The 17,220-nt window shown below is 50.4% G+C and carries 16 protein-coding genes and 1 tRNA gene; 8 read left to right on the top strand and 9 right to left on the bottom strand.

Features of this window, described 5'->3' with window-relative positions; all coding sequences use genetic code 11:
• Window positions 1–296: 296 nt before the first annotated feature.
• The 6 genes from BM091_RS07465 to BM091_RS07440 form a co-directional block, all read right to left on the bottom strand.
• The gene (locus tag BM091_RS07465) at window positions 297–581 is read right to left on the bottom strand and encodes a TMEM165/GDT1 family protein (RefSeq protein WP_093394692.1); all 285 of its coding nucleotides are present in this window, start codon (window positions 579–581) and stop codon (window positions 297–299) included.
• 3 nt (window positions 582–584) lie between these two features.
• Window positions 585–1,979 (bottom strand): FAD-binding oxidoreductase, encoded by a 1,395-nt coding sequence (locus BM091_RS07460; RefSeq protein WP_093394690.1) that lies wholly within the window; start codon window positions 1,977–1,979, stop codon window positions 585–587.
• 1 nt (window position 1,980) lies between these two features.
• On the bottom strand, window positions 1,981–2,655 hold the full coding sequence (locus BM091_RS07455) for an amino acid ABC transporter permease (protein WP_093394689.1): 675 nt from the start codon (window positions 2,653–2,655) through the stop codon (window positions 1,981–1,983).
• Window positions 2,652–3,413, bottom strand: a complete 762-nt coding sequence (locus BM091_RS07450; RefSeq protein WP_093394687.1) for an amino acid ABC transporter ATP-binding protein — start codon at window positions 3,411–3,413, stop codon at window positions 2,652–2,654. Before BM091_RS07450 ends, BM091_RS07455 begins: the two co-directional genes overlap by 4 nt.
• Before the next feature lie 8 nt (window positions 3,414–3,421).
• Window positions 3,422–4,102: an amino acid ABC transporter permease gene (locus BM091_RS07445; protein ID WP_093394686.1), complete on the bottom strand. Its 681-nt coding sequence runs from the start codon at window positions 4,100–4,102 to the stop codon at window positions 3,422–3,424.
• Window positions 4,103–4,172: 70 nt separating this feature from the next.
• Complete coding sequence (locus BM091_RS07440; protein ID WP_093394684.1) at window positions 4,173–4,916, bottom strand: ABC transporter substrate-binding protein; 744 nt, start codon at window positions 4,914–4,916, stop codon at window positions 4,173–4,175.
• A 273-nt stretch (window positions 4,917–5,189) separates the two neighbouring features.
• Between BM091_RS07440 and yedE the strand changes: the two genes are divergently transcribed.
• From yedE to BM091_RS07415, 4 genes are read left to right on the top strand one after another with little or no spacing between them, the layout of a single operon-like run.
• Entirely contained in the window at window positions 5,190–6,284 is a 1,095-nt protein-coding gene (gene yedE, locus BM091_RS07430; protein WP_093394681.1) for a YedE family putative selenium transporter, read from the top strand.
• A 2-nt stretch (window positions 6,285–6,286) separates the two neighbouring features.
• Window positions 6,287–6,511 (top strand): sulfurtransferase TusA family protein, encoded by a 225-nt coding sequence (locus BM091_RS07425; RefSeq protein ID WP_093394680.1) that lies wholly within the window; start codon window positions 6,287–6,289, stop codon window positions 6,509–6,511.
• A gap of 2 nt (window positions 6,512–6,513) precedes the next feature.
• Window positions 6,514–7,068 carry a putative Se/S carrier protein gene (locus BM091_RS07420; protein WP_093394678.1) on the top strand — a complete coding sequence of 185 codons (555 nt, stop codon included), beginning with the start codon at window positions 6,514–6,516 and terminating at the stop codon, window positions 7,066–7,068.
• Window positions 7,056–7,955 (top strand): NAD(P)H-hydrate dehydratase, encoded by a 900-nt coding sequence (locus BM091_RS07415; RefSeq protein ID WP_093394677.1) that lies wholly within the window; start codon window positions 7,056–7,058, stop codon window positions 7,953–7,955. Before BM091_RS07420 ends, BM091_RS07415 begins: the two co-directional genes overlap by 13 nt.
• On the opposite strand, the gene BM091_RS07410 is transcribed toward BM091_RS07415, so the two are convergent.
• The 3 genes from BM091_RS07410 to BM091_RS07400 form a co-directional block, all read right to left on the bottom strand.
• Window positions 7,952–10,867, bottom strand: a complete 2,916-nt coding sequence (locus BM091_RS07410; RefSeq protein WP_093394675.1) for a PAS domain-containing protein — start codon at window positions 10,865–10,867, stop codon at window positions 7,952–7,954. The two genes, BM091_RS07415 and BM091_RS07410, sit on opposite strands and share 4 nt — an antisense overlap.
• A 237-nt stretch (window positions 10,868–11,104) precedes the next feature.
• Window positions 11,105–11,180, bottom strand: a tRNA-Arg gene (locus tag BM091_RS07405).
• Between the two features lie 67 nt (window positions 11,181–11,247).
• Window positions 11,248–12,102: a deoxyribonuclease IV gene (locus BM091_RS07400; RefSeq protein ID WP_093394674.1), complete on the bottom strand. Its 855-nt coding sequence runs from the start codon at window positions 12,100–12,102 to the stop codon at window positions 11,248–11,250.
• A gap of 16 nt (window positions 12,103–12,118) precedes the next feature.
• On the opposite strand from BM091_RS07400, the gene BM091_RS07395 reads away from it, so the two are divergent.
• The 4 genes from BM091_RS07395 (at window position 12,119) to BM091_RS07380 (ending at window position 17,085) form a co-directional block, all read left to right on the top strand.
• A complete protein-coding gene (locus tag BM091_RS07395) occupies window positions 12,119–12,577 on the top strand; it encodes a (deoxy)nucleoside triphosphate pyrophosphohydrolase (RefSeq protein ID WP_093394672.1) in 459 nt (152 codons plus the stop codon).
• Window positions 12,558–13,826, top strand: coding sequence for an HD-GYP domain-containing protein (locus BM091_RS07390; protein ID WP_093394671.1), 1,269 nt, complete (start codon window positions 12,558–12,560; stop codon window positions 13,824–13,826). The genes BM091_RS07395 and BM091_RS07390 overlap by 20 nt, the downstream gene beginning before the upstream one ends.
• Before the next feature lie 292 nt (window positions 13,827–14,118).
• Complete coding sequence (locus BM091_RS07385) at window positions 14,119–14,658, top strand: hypothetical protein (protein WP_093394669.1); 540 nt, start codon at window positions 14,119–14,121, stop codon at window positions 14,656–14,658.
• A gap of 222 nt (window positions 14,659–14,880) precedes the next feature.
• A complete protein-coding gene (locus tag BM091_RS07380) occupies window positions 14,881–17,085 on the top strand; it encodes a sigma 54-interacting transcriptional regulator (protein WP_093394668.1) in 2,205 nt (734 codons plus the stop codon).
• Window positions 17,086–17,220 lie beyond the last annotated feature (135 nt).

Genomic DNA, 17,220 nt, shown 5'->3' with positions numbered 1-17,220 from the left:
CTAAAAGTCAACTGTTGTAACCTCCTTGTCGTCATCAATTACCACAGCCTTCATGGTCATGTATTCCTCCGGAGTGATATTCAATACCGGCATAAGTCCTCCTAGTTTTCTGTAATATTTCAACTTTTCAAAAGGTCTGAATACTCAATTACCGCCGGACAATCCGGGAATATAAGCGCATCTTTTCCACGGATCTCTTTCCCTGAAACCCGAGAGCCTCACGACAGGTCTCAGCCCAAAGCCTTACACTGCAATTGCTTTGAAGTAACAGGAGCTATCCGAAAATTCCCTTTTTATTATATACTCTTACTTTTCCAGCTCAACAGCATCCAGAGGCCCACAAGAATGAAAAGAAGTCCTGACACAAGTTGAAGAGTCCGGGGGGAAACCCATTTCTGGACGACCTCTGCCGCCACAACCCCCAGTGCGGAAGTGCACACAAGGGCAAGGGAGGCCGCAAGAAAGACAGCCAATCTTGAACCCGTTCCGGCAGCAAAGCTAAAGGTGGCAAGCTGGGTCTTGTCCCCAAGTTCGGCAATAAAGATTGCGAAAAAAGTCGTGAAGAAAACTTTCCAGTCCATTGCTCACTCCAGATCATGCTGATGAAAAATCTTTCCGGGGTTGAGAATATTCTTCGGGTCGAAAAGACGCTTTAACCCTCGTTGCAACTCCAGGCTTCTTTTCGATACCTCAAGGTCGATGTAATTTTTCTTCACGTACCCGATACCATGCTCACCCGATATGCTTCCGCCAAATTCAACCACCCTCCTAAGAATGTGCCTTATTCCCTCCTCCAGGCGAGTTTTTTCCAGAGAAGCCGAAGCCGTGATGTTCAAGTGAATGTTACCGTCTCCCGCATGTCCGAAGGTGTAAATGGTGAGGTCGTATTCTCTTTCGAAAAAGGGCAGTTCCTTCACGAAAGCGGCAATGGAAGCCAGAGGAACAACGACGTCTTCGGGGATATAGAGTTCATGAGATCGCTCTATGGTTAGCGAGATCATACGCCGTATTTCCCACAGGCTGGATCTCTTGGCCGAATCCGTCGCCAGAATAATTTCGTTTACACCGTGCTTTTCAAAGATATTTGCAAGTCTTTCAAGCAACCCATGGCGAAGTTCGGGCGGGTCGTCTATTTCAACAAGTAATGCCACAGCATTCTCTTCAAACCTGAAAGGAAGGGGCTCTTTCACCAGCTCGAGGCATCGACCGTCCATGAACTCTATTACAGACGGCAAGATCCTGCTTCCAAGAATTCCCGACACACTCATCATGGCCGACTCCAGATCGGGAGCCAGGGCCAGAATTGTGTCGGCAGGAAACGGCAGGTGTATTAACCTGAGGGTGGCCGAGGTGATAATTGCCAGTGTTCCTTCGGAGCCCGTTATAAGCCCTGTCATGTCGTAACCGACAACACTCTTCCTGGTGCGTGCACCAGTCTTGACGAGATCTCCTGAGGGAAGTACGGCCTCAAGAGAAAGAACGTAATCACGGGTGGTACCGTACTTGACACACCTGGGGCCGCCCGCATTGGTTGCTACATTGCCTCCAATAGAACAGGTTTCAAAGCTTGCAGGATCAGGCGGATAAAAAAGGCCTCGTTTTTCAACTTCGATCTTAACGTCCCCGTTTACAATCCCGGGTTCAACGCGTATCAAAAAATTCTCCTCGTCCAGTTCCAGCACCCGGTTCATCTTCTCAAAAGAAACAACCACACCGCCGCATACGGGGACGGCACCACCGGCGAGTCCCGTTCCCATTCCTCTGGGTGTTATGGGAAAATGGTATTTTTCCGCAAGTTTTACCAGTCTAACGATCTGATCGACCGAACGGGGCTTTACCACGGCTTCAGGAAGGCTGAAAAGGGTCGATGCGTCCCTTCCGTAAGGTTGCAGCAAATCGGGGTCGTCGACGTACTCATCATCGGGAAAAAGGCTTCTGAGTTCGCCAAGCGCAACCCGGCTTACTTTCGAATACCTCATATCAGTTCCGCACAAGATCAAACCCCGGAATGGTGAGAGCCTTTTCAACGCGATGAAGTATCCACGAGGCAACACTTACCAGAGCCAGGTATATCGCTCCCACGATAAGAAATATCTCCAGATATTTAAAGGACTGTGATGCCAGAGCTTTAGCCCGGCCGGTAAGCTCAATGCAGGTGATCATGTAGGCCAGAGAAGAGTACTTAATGAGGTAGATTATCTCATTGCCGCACCCGGGTAGGGCTCTTCTCAGCGCCTGAGGGAGAACAACAGACCTGAGGATTTCAAAGGTCGTGAAACCCAAAGCCTGAGCCGCCAGAATTTGCCCTCGCCTTATAGAGAGAAGAGCTCCTCTGACATACTCCGAGTGGTAAGCAGCACTGCAGAGGGTAAATCCCATAACGGAGGCACCGTAGGGCGAAAGGAAGATCCCTACATGGGGCAGGCCGAAGTACCAGGTAAATAACTGCACCAGAAGTGGAACACCTCGAAAAAGGGCCACATACCCATCCGCTATAATCCTTACAGGCCTGACCCCGTAAACCCTCAAGGACCCGACAATAACTCCCAGAGCCAGCCCCAGAATCGCGGACGGCACGATGAGCTTTATGCTCATTATCAAACCGCCCAGCAGGGCGGGAAAAACATCCCGATAGAAATAGGCCAGATCAGTCACAGCCCACCGTAGAGTTCGTTTATTCTCGAGCAAAATTCCCGCGTTCGTTCACATTCGGGGTTTCCAAGGATCTTTTGAGGAGGCCCCTGTTCCACTATGGCTCCGTCCTCCATGAAGATTATTTCATCGGCAATGGCCGCCGCAAAGGCAATCTGGTGGGTCGCCATCAGCATGGTCATTCCGCTTTCCACAAGATCTTTTATAACGGCAAGAACCTCTCCGACGAGCTCTGGATCCAGAGCCGAAGTCGGCTCATCCAGAAGCATCACCTTGGGATCCATCGCCAGAGCTCTGGCAATGGATACCCTCTGTTTCTGCCCTCCTGAAAGCTGTGCAGGATACTTATGGGCATGCTCTGCCAATCCCACTCTCCTGAGCTCTTCCATTGCCCTTGCCCGAGCTTCATCCCGGGGCATTTTCTTAACCCTGACGAGCCCAATCGCAACATTTTCCAGAGCGGTAAGGTGATCGAAAAGGTTAAACTCCTGAAATATCATCCCCACCTGCTGTCTGTACCTATGAAGATTTTTCTTACTGCGATAAGGAATGGGCTGACCTTCGAGAAAAATCTCTCCCTCATCGGGTATAACCAGCAGGTTAATGCACTGGAGCAGGGTGCTCTTTCCTGCTCCCGAAGGACCTATTAGAACCTTCACGGCACCTTTGCTGATTTCAAGAGACAAACCCTGCAGAATCTCCCTGTCACCGTAGCGTTTCACCAGATTTTTCACCTGCAAAACGGAACCATTACCGCTCATTTCTCCCTCTAACCACCCCAGCTTCTTCCGTATCCCGGTATCCGGACTTTTTCTTCCAGCATCCTCAAACCCTTCGTTCCTGCATAGGTCAGCACCAGATATACCAGACCGGCCATGGCATAAAGCAACAGATGCTCATAGGTTCGGGTTGCAACGAAGTGTGTACGGGCCATTATTTCCGGAACCCCCAGGGCATAAGTCACTGCCGAGTCCTTGAGGATAATCGAATATTCATTTGACCACCCGGGGATGGAAAGCCTGAGGGCCTGGGGAAGAACGATGTAGAAGATTGCCGCAGAGTCTCTCATCCCAAGCGCCCGGGCGGCTTTGAACTGGCCTTCGGGAATGGACAGAATGGCGCCCCGGAAGATCTGAGATTGGTACGCCGAACTTATAAGGCCAAGCACGATCACACCTACCGCAAAAGGCGGAAGATCAATGCCCAGAAGGGGGAGGAAGCCGAAGTAAAACAGGAAGAGTAGAACCAGTAACGGAATCCCCCGGAAAAACCACACGTAAAGACCCACCGCTTTTTTCCAGGAAGGTTTTCCGTAAACCTGTATCACGGCAATGGGCACACCGAGAAACATCCCGAGAAACAGAGCCCCCCAGACGACACCTATCGTTACAATAGATCCCTCCAGAACATAAGGCAAAGCCTGCGTTACCACATGAATTTTATCTGCCACCGATGTGCCCCCGCATCACCTCAATCAAAGAAGCCGGACGATTGGGCAAATCATCCGGCCGCCAGCACTCCTATGGATTGTATTTTTCGATCAATTCCTGCCATTTCGGCGAATTCATAAGTTTCTTCAGCCCTTCGTTCAATATCTGAAGAAGTTCCGTATCTTCCTTTCTCACCGCATAGGCGAACTTTTCGCTGGGCATACCAAAGGTGCCCAGTATCTTAACCGGTTTTTTGGAAACGGCATCTTTGGCCGGTGCATCGTCCATTGCCGCCGCATCAATACGGCCAACCACGAGGTCTTCGATTGCGAGAGGTGCGGAGTCGTAATAAACGAGTTCGAACTTCTTACCCTGTTTCTTTATGAGATTTTCTTCAATCCACTTGGCCTCGCTGGTCCCCCGCTGGACTCCTATTTTCTTTCCCTCACTAAAGGCTTCTTCCACAGTCAGGTTACTGTCCTTCCTTACGACAAGTACCTGCGTGATTTCCCAGTAGGGAATTGTGAAGGCGACCTCCTTTGCCCGCTCTTCCGTAACGCTGAGGCCCGAGGCAATCATGTCGATCTTTCCGGCTTTTAGACTGGGAATTATGCTGTCCCAGTCCATGGGCTGATGCTTGACCTTAAATCCCATCTGCTCTGCAATCCAGTTGACCGCCTCAATGTCAAAGCCGCTTGCTTCACCTCTTTCGTTCACGAAGGTAAAAGGAGGAAAGTTGGGATCAATACCGTTTACGACAACCCTTTCCTCCGCAAAAGCCCCCGTAACCCCCACGACCATCACAAGAAAAAGTATTCCAAACAATCTCCTCATGGTCAGGCCTCCTTTTTCAAAAGATTCAACCGTTATCACAACTTCCCATCACAGCCAGCACCTCATAACAAAACTCCTTATTCATAACAAGATGAATTGTTTATCACGAAAAAATCTAAAAACCCAGGTCTTCAAGGGGCAATCGGCCGATACCGGTGTCTGGTTTGATTATTTTTTCCTATTTGCTCCCATTCACGGCGATTCTTAAAAAAGAGCCGTCAAACCTCCCTCAGGCATCGCGAGAAAACCGGAAAAGGGTAAGGAGGCCTTATCGTGAGCAGGTGGAAACATCTGTTTTCGACGACGGCGGGCATACTTCTCTCGGGAGCTTTTATCGGGGTCGTGGCCACAACCCTCCAGAAACTGGGCAATCCGCCCAACATGGGTGTCTGCGTTGCCTGTTTTGAACGAGACATAGCCGGTGCCCTCGGGCTTCACGGAGCCGCCGTCGTTCAATACCTGCGGCCTGAAATTCCCGGGTTCGTTCTCGGCTCTCTCGTTGCGGCACTCCTTACCGGCGAATTTCGTCCCCGGTGCGGCTCGACCCCCGTTGTCAGGTTCTTCCTCGGAGTTTTCGCAATGATAGGGGCTCTGGTATTTCTCGGATGCCCCTGGCGGGCACTGCTCAGGCTTTCTGCCGGTGACGGCAATGCTATTCTGGGCCTTGCCGGGCTGGCCTTCGGCGTATGGATCGGCACCCTCTTCTTCCGAAAGGGTTATTCGCTGGGCAGAAGCAAAGCGGCGGTACCGACGGCGGGCTGGATTTTCCCGGCGTTCATGTTGCTGTTGATCCTGTTTAGAGTCCTTTTCCCGCCTCTACAGGACCAGGTACAGAGCGGCATTTTGCGCTACAGTCTTAAGGGTCCGGGGTCTCAGCATGCGCCCCTCGTGGTTTCGGTGACGGCAGGACTAATCGTCGGTTTTGTGGCCCAGAGGAGCAGATTCTGCACGATGGGTGCCTTAAGGGACCTTTTTCTTTTCAGGCACTTCCATCTTTTTCTCGGGATTACGGGCCTTTTTGTTGCGGCTTTTCTGACGAACCTGATTTACGGACAATTTCATCCCGGTTTTGCACAGCAACCCATCGCCCACAATCAGCACCTCTGGAATTTCCTGGGTATGAGCCTTGCGGGTCTTGCCTTCGCCCTTGCAGGTGGCTGTCCCGGAAGACAGTTAATCCTTGCCGGGGAAGGCGACGGAGATGCAGCGGTTTTCGTGCTGGGTATGATAGTAGGAGCTGCCTTTTCTCATAATTTCGGTCTCGCAGCGTCGCCGAAGGGAATAGGCCCGCACAGCGTGGTAGCTTTGATCCTGGGATTTTTGTTCTGTTTGTGGGTTGGTTTTACTTCCAGGGAAGAGGAGGTTTAAAGATGTCCGAGGTTGTAGATGCAAGAGGATTGAGTTGCCCTCAACCGGTAATACTGGCTCTTAAGGCAATGAAGAAGGCATCCGGAGGAGAGCTGGAAATTCTCGTTGACACCGATACCGCCCGTGAAAATGTCACAAGGGCCGCCAGAACCGAGAAGTGGCAGGTAAAGAACATAATGAAATCCGGCAGGGACTACAGAATACTCCTTGTCAGGGAGGCTTCCTGAAATTGAAAGCTCTTTTACGCCGATTCGGCCTTACCGGAAAAAGGCGTCCCAAAAAGCCGGACACAGCGAAGGTCCTTCTGATTTTTGCCCATACCGGGGATGTAATTCGTGCCGAAAGTCTGCTTAAATCCAGCGCAAAACCGGTGCGAGCCGTAGGCCCGCCTGCCCAATTCAGAAAAGGATGCGATCTGGCTCTTGAAATTCCCGCCGTGGAACAGCCCGAAATACTTGAGATTCTCAGGGTCGCAAAGATCCACCCCGTTGATGTTATCACAACCGGCGGAGCGGAGCTTAAACCCACAGAGCTATTTCAGATAAGGCACTTCGGAAACTACCTTATGGTTCGGGCGGCCAACATGAAAATCACGGTGGATAAGGACTCAGGAATCATAGTAAACGTCTCGGGTGGCGGCTGTCCCGATGTACCCTATCTCGCAAAGATCCTCATCGGAAAACCAGTAGATACAGCACCGGATCCGATGGTAGCCGGACGCACGCTTTGTGGATACACCCTCGGGCTGGCATTCAGGGAGGCCAAAAGGCTGTGCTCGCAATAGTCGGAACCGTTCCCGATGAATCGCTGGGCATAACGGAAGGGAGAGTTTCCCTTTCTTCAGGAATCCTAAAGATTGACGCCGTGGAAGTAGAGGTATGCCGTGGCACACCCGCTCTTATGGCTGCTGCCTGTGTGGTGTCGGAAGTTCTTGGACTACCGAAGCCCTATGCCCTGATCGCCGGCGATATCGGTTCCGGCAGCGGAAGTCGAAAACTCTACCGCCATCTCACCTCTGCCCTTCCCTCTCTTTCGCCGGGGGTCGTGGTCTTCCACTATCTGCTCCCCGATGTGGACTGGCATACAAGAATAGCCTTTGCAATAGAAGAAATAGCTCCGAGACCTGTACTTATAGCCGACGCCGGATACATGTATGCCGCAAAGATGAGCGGACAGGCATCAATCTACGACCTCTTTACCCCCGACGCAGGCGAGCTGGCATTTCTGGCCGATGAAGATGCTCCGCATCCTTCCTACACCCGGGGCTTTCTTCTGCAGTCCCATCTCGATGTCCCTGAACTCATATACAGGGCATATTCAAAGGGAAACGCCGCAAAATTTCTTATGGTCAAAGGACAACCGGATTACATCGTAAGCAACGGTGAGATAATCCACAAGGTCGAATCGCCCTGCGTGGAAGTGATGGAAGCTATTGGAGGAACGGGAGACACGCTAACGGGGATCGCGGGCGCCCTGATTTTTGCGGGAATCCACCTCCCCACAGCCTGTCTGCTTGCCGCAAAGATCAACAGGCTTGCCGGTTTCCACGCCAATTTGACCCCTGCATCCCAGATAAGGGAACTCATTTCGGCAATTCCAGCTTCAACGGAAGCACTCATTAAAGAGCTGCAAAAGAACAGCCCCACCCTGTCTGCCGGGAAAAAGAACTAGCCCTCGACACCGGCAAGCATCAGGGCCACCCTGTCAAGCAAATCTCGAGAAGAAAAAGGCTTTTCCAGAAAAGAAATGCCTTCTCCGGGCAGGTCAAAGCGCCTGAGCTCCTCTGCGGGATAACCGGAAACGAAAATGCATCTCAGGCCCGGAAAGTAGTCCTTAAGCCGTTTCCACAGATCTACCCCACTCATCTGAGGCAACACAACATCGGTTATCAGCAGATCCACATCGGCCCGGCCTTCGGCAACCTCCCGAGAAACCCACGAAAGCACATCTTTCGGGCTGGAAAAAGACACAACCCGGTACCCGTTCATCGTAAGAACTTTCCAGGCGTACGAAAGAATCATCTCGTCATCTTCCACGAGGAGCAGGTTTTTTCTGCCTGGCTGAGCGATGGGGCTCTTCGGGGACGCGTCGACATGTTCCTTTGACAGGTCACCGGTATATCTGGGAATTAAAATATCGAATCTAGTTCCCCTGCCCGGCGTACTTTCCACGGTAATCCAGCCGCCGTTCCGTTTAACAATCCCGTACACGGTGCTCAAGCCGAGCCCCGTGCCTTTACCCGCTTCCTTTGTGGTAAAGAAAGGTTCAAAAATAAGATCTTTAATTTCGGGATCAATCCCACATCCCGTGTCGCTCACGGAGATGAGCACATAGTCTCCGGGCCGGATTCTAACACCGTTCTTTTCTCTTTCCGAACCCACCGTTACATTGGACACGGAAAGAGTTATTATCCCATGCCCTTCAATGGCATCTTTTGCGTTAACTATGAGATTCATCAGCATCTGATCGAGCTGAACGGGATCCATCCACAGAGGCCACACATCTTCTTCGATACTGACCCTGAAATCAATATTTTCCCCGACAAGTCGGCGATACATGGGCACCGTCTCTTCGAGATAAGCGCCGAGATGAATAACTTCCGGTCTTATGATGTCCCTTCGTGCAAAGGTCAGAACCTGCTTTACGATGCGAGCGGATCCCTGAGCAGCCCGTTTGATTTTTAGAAGGTATTCTCTCACCCGGGTATCAGGAGAAGCCTCACGAAGCCCAAGATCACCAAAGCCTATTATGACCTGTAGCGTGTTGTTCAGATCGTGGGCAATTCCTCCAGCAAGGCGGCCTATTGCCTCAAGCTTTGCCGCCTGCTGAAGCTGTGCTTCGAGATCAAGGAGGCGTTTTTCCGTCTCCTTCCTCTCGGTAATGTCCATAACTATGCCCGTGTACCAGAGTGGATTTCCATCCGGATCTTCGTCCACCACACTCCCCCTTTCATAAACCCAGACCCACTTGCCCTTTTTGTGCCTCATGCGATATTCCCGCTCAAAAAAAGGAGTCTTTCCGAGGATGTGATCTTCAAAAGCCCGCCTGACCCTATCACGATCCCCGTCGTGAATCAGACCCAGCCAGAAGCTCACATCAGGAGATATTTCCTCAGAGGTAAACCCTAACATCTCACACCATCGGGAATCTCTTAAAACGGTTCCGGTCGGCACGTGCAGCCTGACGATGGAGCATCCTGCGGCTTCCAGAGCAAGATTGAGTTCGCTGTTCATCCGCTCAAGCCTCGTCCTGTAGGCTCTTTCCTCGGTTTGATCCCTGAATATTACCACCACCCCAAGCACATTCCCCTGGGAATCGCGTATCGGAGCAGCGCTGTCGGCAATGGGGCGCTCCGTTCCGTCTCTGGAAATAAGCAGGGTGTGGTTACCCAGCCCAACGATGGCACCTTCCTCCAGCACCCGTTTCACCGGATTGCACACCGGAGTACGGGTTTCCTCGTTGAGTACGTGAAAAACCTCTTCGAAACTCCTGCCGACAGCGTCCTCTTCCGTCCATCCCGTTAGCTTCTCTGCCATTGTATTCATTCGGGTAATTTTTCCTGTGGCGTCGGTCGTAATTACACCCTCTCCTATGCTGTAAAGGGTAACACTCAGTGTCTCTTTTTCTTCTTCGAGTTCCTTCATCAGCAACAAATATTCTTCTGTTTTACGGGCTACGGCTCTGTTGAGAGAAATACTCCAGGCCAGGATAACCAGAATCAGCAATACCAGGCCTGAACAAGTCCACATTAAATATTTCAGGACTTCGGACTTCTCCACAGGTTCTCCAAGCCATTTCTGCTCCACAGCCTTCAATTTAGCTTCAGGGATCCGTTCAAAACCATCTTCCACAATCCGGAAAACATCGGGATTGCTCCGAAGAACCGCTCTGTGGAATGCTCCTGTGAAGAGCACCAGCGCCTTACGGAATCTCTGTACGGCCCTCTCCCGGTACAGGTAATAAAGGGCCGGAGGTTCGTCCATGCAAAAAACCTGTATGTCGCCTTTCACGGCGGCTTTGATTATCGAAGCATAGTCGGGAAAGTAAACGAGGTCGGTCAGTCCCCGACTCCGCAAGTAAGCCGCATCGGCATCTCCGGCCTTTACTCCAACAGGGATTTTTTTCAGCGCTTCGATGTCAACGATCCCGGAAACTTCTCTGCTGTGAAATACGGCAGCGGGAATCTTTGCGTAGGGTCTGGAAAAGAGGAAGATTTTCTCCCTTTCCGGCGTTTTGAAGATGGTATCAATCACTTCGGCTCCACCGCGAAGGATCATTTCCTGAGCGCTGTGCCAGTTTGTTCCCATAAGTTTCACGGAAATGCCCGTTTCTTTTTCCCAGAGCCTCCACCATTCGGGAAGAATCCCCACCAGATTTCCCTTTTCATCCCGGAAGGCATAGGGAGGATAAGCATCGTCCATAACAACTCTTATTTGATCGGGACCTGCACCTTGGGCAGTATAAGAAAGGCATAAAAGGAACGACGACAGACAAAGCGCTAAAATAAGGAGCTTTCTCAGGCCCACCAACCCGAGAAGACACTTAACCCGACTGAAGCGGTTGCCGGAAAAAACATTATCCATAACCCCTCCCTGAACTTTAAGGGCCTTTTCCCTCGGCAGTCCTCGAATATACTGATTTGTAAATTTTTTTCAGTATCAAAACAATTCAAAATGCAGGGCATAGGGTTTCCCTTTAACCTATTTTCCATAAGTCCTGTGATAAAGGAAAGTGTTCTGCCCGGTTAAGGCACTTTAAATACGATGAATTTAAAGACGAGGAGATATGTAAAGAAATCACGAGGGTACTTCGGCAGGTTCTGGAGGGCGACCCGGGGATCGAACCCGGGACCTTTGGTTCCGGAGACCAACGCTCTCTCCACTGAGCTAGTCGCCCCTTCCACATACAAATCTTTAGCGAAAAAATGGGACTTAGTCAAATACGCAACCCGATAATCGGACCTTCAGGAGCCCTTCACAAGGCTTTTCAAAAGAGATATGTTCTCTCGATCCCTTTCCAGTCCACCGCCTTTTGGAGTTTCTATAATCATGGGCACCTTTGCAAAGGTCGGATCGTTCACAATCCTTCGAAAAGCTTCAAGGCCTATGCGTCCTTTTCCTATATGTTCGTGCCTATCGATCCTGGAGCCGCAATCCGTGCGAGAATCGTTCAAATGCAGTAGCCGCACTCTGTCAAGCCCGACAAGGTCGTCAAGCCTTTTCAGGGTATTCTCATACCCGTAAGAGTTACTTATGTCGTAGCCTGCAGCGAAGACGTGGGCAGTATCAAAACAGATCCCCAGACAATGGGAGTATGCCGATTTCTCCATTATATCGGCAAGTTCTTCAAAAGTAGCACCGATGGAAGTACCCTGACCTGCCGTGGTTTCCAGAAGAACCCAAAGAGGCCTGAGGGACGCAGCAGAAATAGCTCTGTCCAGGTTGTATGCCGTTCGGCGCTGGGCTTCCCGCGGGTCTGATCCCCTGTGAGCCCCGGGATGAAGAACTATCACGGAAATTCCCAGAGAGGCCGTTCGTTCCAGCTCGTCCGAAAAGGCCCTTACAGATAGATCGGCCAGATTAGCATCGGGAGACGCAAGATTTATCAGGTATCCCGCATGTACTGCAACGGGAAATAAACCCTGATCTTGCCAGGCCGACCTAAATGCGATAACGTCCTCAGGGGTAACGGGGGGTCCGTCCCACCGGCGCTGATTTTTGCAAAATATCTGAAGGGCGTCTCCGTTGACCCGGATGAGCCTTTCGATAGCCCGGTGGTAACCTCCTACAATAGACATGTGAGCGCCGATAAGTGCCATAAAGCTAAACTCCGCCATGGTAAAGCAAAGGACGGACAGGGATAATCGGATAGTAGGGGTAACCGCAGCCGTAATCGTGCGGGACGGCAAAATTCTCATCGCCCGCAGGAAACCCGGCAAAAAACGGGCAGGTTTCTGGGAATTTCCCGGTGGAAAGATCAGAGACGGTGAAAGTCCTGAAGAATGCCTGAGAAGGGAACTCCTTGAGGAACTCAACATTCAGGTTGCCGTGAAGACCTTTCTGGGATCCTTTGTACATTCCTACCCGGACATTACCGTTGAGCTCAAAGCCTACCTCTGCACATGGACGGATGGCGAAATAACCTTTCGAGATCATGATTCGATCAAATGGGTCAACCCGAAAAAAATTGCACGCTTTCGACTTTCCCCTGCCGACATTCCCATAGCAGACCGCATCTTAACCCTTTTAGAAGAAAATTTCGAGGACGATAATCATGAAAACCGGAACGGATAAGACCCTGGACGTTATGAATTTCATCATAGAAATCGCCAGAATCATCGACGACGTTAGCCCTGAATTTAAGGGTCATCACCTCAGGGTTGCGTACACTGCCCTGAAGATAGGAACTGTTCTCGGGATAGAGGAAGACCGGATAAGGCAGATTGTTGCGGCTTCCTGCCTGCACGGCATAGGCTGTTTCACCTTTCAGGAACGATTGCAGGCCCTAAATCCCGAAATCAAGACAACCCTTTACAGAGAGAGGGCTTATGCCTTTCTGGCTCAATCAGGGTTTTTGACCCCCTGCGCAGAAGTTATAGGTCGAAGACAGAACGGCAAATCATGTGACACAGCCTACCTGTCCGACATTGTGGAACTTGCCGAACGGATAGACCTTTTATCGCACTCTTATCCCGGAAATGCGGAAGCCAATGAAAGCCTTCAAAAACCCGGAGAAGCCCTGGACTATTTTCTGAGAAGTAAAGCTTCAAAAGACTTCCCACCGGAGACCCTTTCGGCAGCTAAGGAAGCAACGGAACCCGAAGCCTTCTGGTTCGGGCTTGAATACGAATCCCCCAGGCTCAACGGAACCCATCCCATTACATGGATTATAACGTGGAAAGATTTCCAGGAGTTTGCACGAATTTTGAGTGAAGTTATCGACTGGAGAAGCAAATTCACCGTTTCTCACTGTGCAAGTGTAAGGGCCACTGCACTAGCGCTCGCAAAGGAGTTCGGTTTTACCGATGACGAAATATCGTTGATTTCCGTGGCAGCCGATCTGCACGATCTTGGAAAATTGGGTATTCCACTGGAAATTCTTATGAAGCCGGATACCCTCACCCCGCAGGAAGTCCACGTTATGAGAAAACACGCCTATCTCACGTACATGGCCCTTAAGGAACTGGGAGAAATATCCCCCGCACATCTCTGGGCATCTCAGCATCATGAAAGGCTTTCAGGAGACGGTTATCCCTTCAGACTGCAGGGCTCGGAGATATCAACGGAAGCTCGCATAATTGCAGTATCCGATGTCTATACGGCCCTGACCGAAGTCAGGCCCTACAGACCTGCCGTGGGAGCCGCCGATGCCGCTTCGATTGTAAGAGACATGGCAGCAGAAGGTAAGCTGTGCCGTGAAGTCTCGGACAAACTGCTCCGGAACCTGAAAACCGTTGAAGATGCCAGAGCGGAAGCAATCAAAGAGACCATGGAAAGATACAAAAAATGGAAAGAATTGCTCAACGGGGAGACCGAAGAATAACAGGACGGTGAAAGCGGCTTTTTAATGCCCAAGAACACCACATCAGAATACCACTGTGATGCTGCGGCCGGTCTTCAACACAAAGGAAAATCTTGGACGGCAGGGATTCTTATTGCAAAGCTCTGTTTTTCTCAAGATCTTGAGATTACATCAAACTGTTCGGCGATCTTGTCGATGCAGGGAAGTTTGTCAGGTACGGTGTTGCGCCGATTGACTTCCCCGATCCAAGATGTTAACAGCAATTTAGATCTAATAGCTGGTAATTGCACCTGTAACAACGGAGGTTTTCCGCGTGCCGTCCCAGATTTCCAACAATGAGCAATTCTATCAGAAGGTTGCCGAGCTTGTCAGGAAGATATTGCACGAGGAGGCGGAGAATCTTTTTGCCGAAAAAATCGCCGATTTCGTGAGGAATAACGAGCTTAAAGCAAAGGAGCTTTCGCTGATTGAGCGGGTAATTCGCGTCGAAGAGGAGCTGAAGTCTCTTCGGGTTATAGAGACGGAGCGGTTTGAGGTTACGGAAAAGCGTTTTGAAGCTCTTCAGCGGGAGTTAGATGCTCGCCTCAGTGCTCTTCACAATGAAGTGAACGCCCGCTTTGAAGCCGTAGATAAGCGACTTGAAGCCCTGCATCGTGAGATGAATACCCGCTTTGAAGCGCTGCATCGTGAGATGAACGCCCGCTTTGAGGCTACGGAAAGGCGTTTTGAAGTTCTTCAGCGTGAGATGAATACCCGATTTGAGGCTATGGAAAGGCGCTTCACGATGCTTCAGTGGACAATGGGCATTGGTTTTTCTTTCCTTGCAGTGCTAATAGCCGTTATAAAATTTTAACTCAATAAACCGTCCTTCCCGCATGCCTCCTTGACAAGCCCTGAGCCATTAAGGCAATGTAAATGTTGAGGTATCAGGTCCGAACCCGGCGCGTGCTCCGGATGTTGTTATCGTTCTGTGTGTCACAAAAGATGCTGATCCCGCTGAAAACCCTCAAGAACCTGTATCATTTATAGGGTAGTGTCCAATAACACACAAAGCACATGAAGGAAGGAGACGACTATGAGCCTTCCGGCATGGTTCCGGACGCTCATGGAATCACTTCCGGTCCCGGCAATCTTTTACGATCTTGGTTGCCACATAGCCGGTAGTAACGAAAAAGGAAAAAAGTACATCCTTAAAACCTACAATGACCTCACCAGATTCAAGGCCTGTGAAATACTGGCTCAGTCAAAAAATAAAACCAACGGCTGTGAAAACTGTTTGCTTGCCAGAGTTCTGCAGGAAAGGAAACCTCAGAAACAAACCGGTGAGTTTATGTTACCCGACGGTCATTCCAGTATCTTCGAAAGGTATGCTGCCCTGTGGGAAATACCCGGCGGACCGGTCATAGTGGACATGTGGAAGGACATATCTCAGGAGGTTACCCTGCTGAGAGAGCACGAAAAAAAAGATCTTTATATACAGGGGTTTTTTGAGCTCTTTAACCTTCCCATGTTTATCACCGATCACCACTTCAGAATCACCGAGATGAACAGAGCCTTTGAAAAGTTCGCCAGGCTTCCCTTTTCACATCTTCTCGGAAGACCTATAGACGACATTATCAACCTGGATCTGGCCTCGATAAAAAGCTCGCTGAACCTTCAACCTTACGTTTTTTCCAGAACAACCCTGAAGCGGCACCCAGACTTATTCTGCGACCTTAAGCTCTACGCCGTATCTCACAACGGAAACTACCTCGGTTGCGTGGGCTTTGCCGTTGCTCATGCAGGAAGAAGTCTTTCGTCGTCTTTTCCCCACTATCAGATGGAATATCTCTTTGAACTGACCCGAGAGGCCTCCCACAAGGAAAGTTTGAAGGAGTTTTTCGACTATTTAGACGTCCTTCTCAAAAAGCACTTTCTCGGTCATGCGGACCCTCTGGTTGTATTGATTGACGAAGATCGGAAATCCTTCTTCTGGCTTAAGGAGAAAGAAAAGGAGTGGCCTCTTCAAAAAAGCTTTCGTGAATCCGCCTTCAGAGACGAAGCATTTCAGCACTTCTATTCCGTTGCGTCCATGCCAACTTCTCCGGCCGATGCCATAGCTACACCGGGCAAGCCACGCTTGCTTCCCAAACCCCTATTGCCTTTTTCCGCAAATTATCCCGAATGGTTCGGCTTCCCCATCGCAACTCACAGACGCCTTCTGGGCTACGTCTTTGTGGGCCTTTCTGAGGTCTTTCCTCAGGTTAAGGAGGCAATGTACCTGATACATGCCTTTTTGACCCAGATGGCCGGCCACATCAGGCAGTTGATGCTGAGGGAAGCTGAAACGGCGTCTCTGTGGGAAGGAACAAAACCCACCCGCTTTGGACGGATCATAGGACAAAGCGAAAAGATGCTGGAGGTTTACGAACTCATCGAAATGGTGGCGCCGTCGGAGGCCACGGTGCTGATCACGGGCGAAAACGGAACAGGAAAAGAGCTTGTAGCTCTGGAAATCCACAGCCGAAGTAACAGGTCCAACGGTCCCTTTGTTGTGGCTCACTGTTCGGCCTACTCTCCAACTCTTCTTGAAACCGAACTATTCGGTCATGAGAAAGGAGCCTTTACGGGAGCCATAAAGCAGAAAAAGGGAAGAATCGAAAGGGCTCAGAAGGGAACCCTTTTTTTAGATGAGATTGGTGACATATCACCGGCCACACAGGTGCTTCTTCTGAGATTCCTTCAGGATAGAAAATTCGAACGCGTAGGAGGCGAACAAACTCTTGAAGCCGATGTTCGAATTCTTGCGGCAACGAATAAAAATCTTTACGAAGAGGTGAGGGCCGGAAGGTTCAGAGACGATCTCTATTATCGGCTAAACGTCATCAGCATACACCTTCCACCCCTCAGGGAGCGGAAGGAGGATATCCCGTTACTCTGTGAACACTTTGTCAAAAAGTACAGCCTTCGGGAGAAAAAGGAGATTTCCTCCCTATCGCCGGAAGCGCTCCAGATTCTCATGGAATACGACTGGCCCGGTAATGTAAGACAACTGGAAAATGCGATAAGCCATGCGGTAATTCTTGCGACGGGTGATGAAATCAAACCGGTTCACCTCCCTCGATTTCTCCGCCGCGGATACGATGACGGGCAATCCATGTCTCTTGCAGATTATGAGAAAAATCTGATCTCTAAAGTTCTCAAGGAGTGCAACTGGAACAAGCATGAGGCTGCAAGAAGGTTGAAGATTACCCGGAGCACTCTTTACAGCAAGATAAAGAGGTACAATCTCCATCCCTGAGGCCTTATGGGTCGTATAAGATACATAGGGTCGTATTTTATACAGATGCCGTTAAGTACCTTGTTTATGAGCTTACGGGCAGATTAAGGCCTCTCCTCTGGGTCGTATTTTGTACAGAGTGTCGGGAACATCACA

The organism is Thermodesulforhabdus norvegica, assembly GCF_900114975.1.
GTDB lineage: Bacteria > Desulfobacterota > Syntrophobacteria > Syntrophobacterales > Thermodesulforhabdaceae > Thermodesulforhabdus > Thermodesulforhabdus norvegica.
This window is presented reverse-complemented; position numbering and strand designations above follow the sequence as displayed.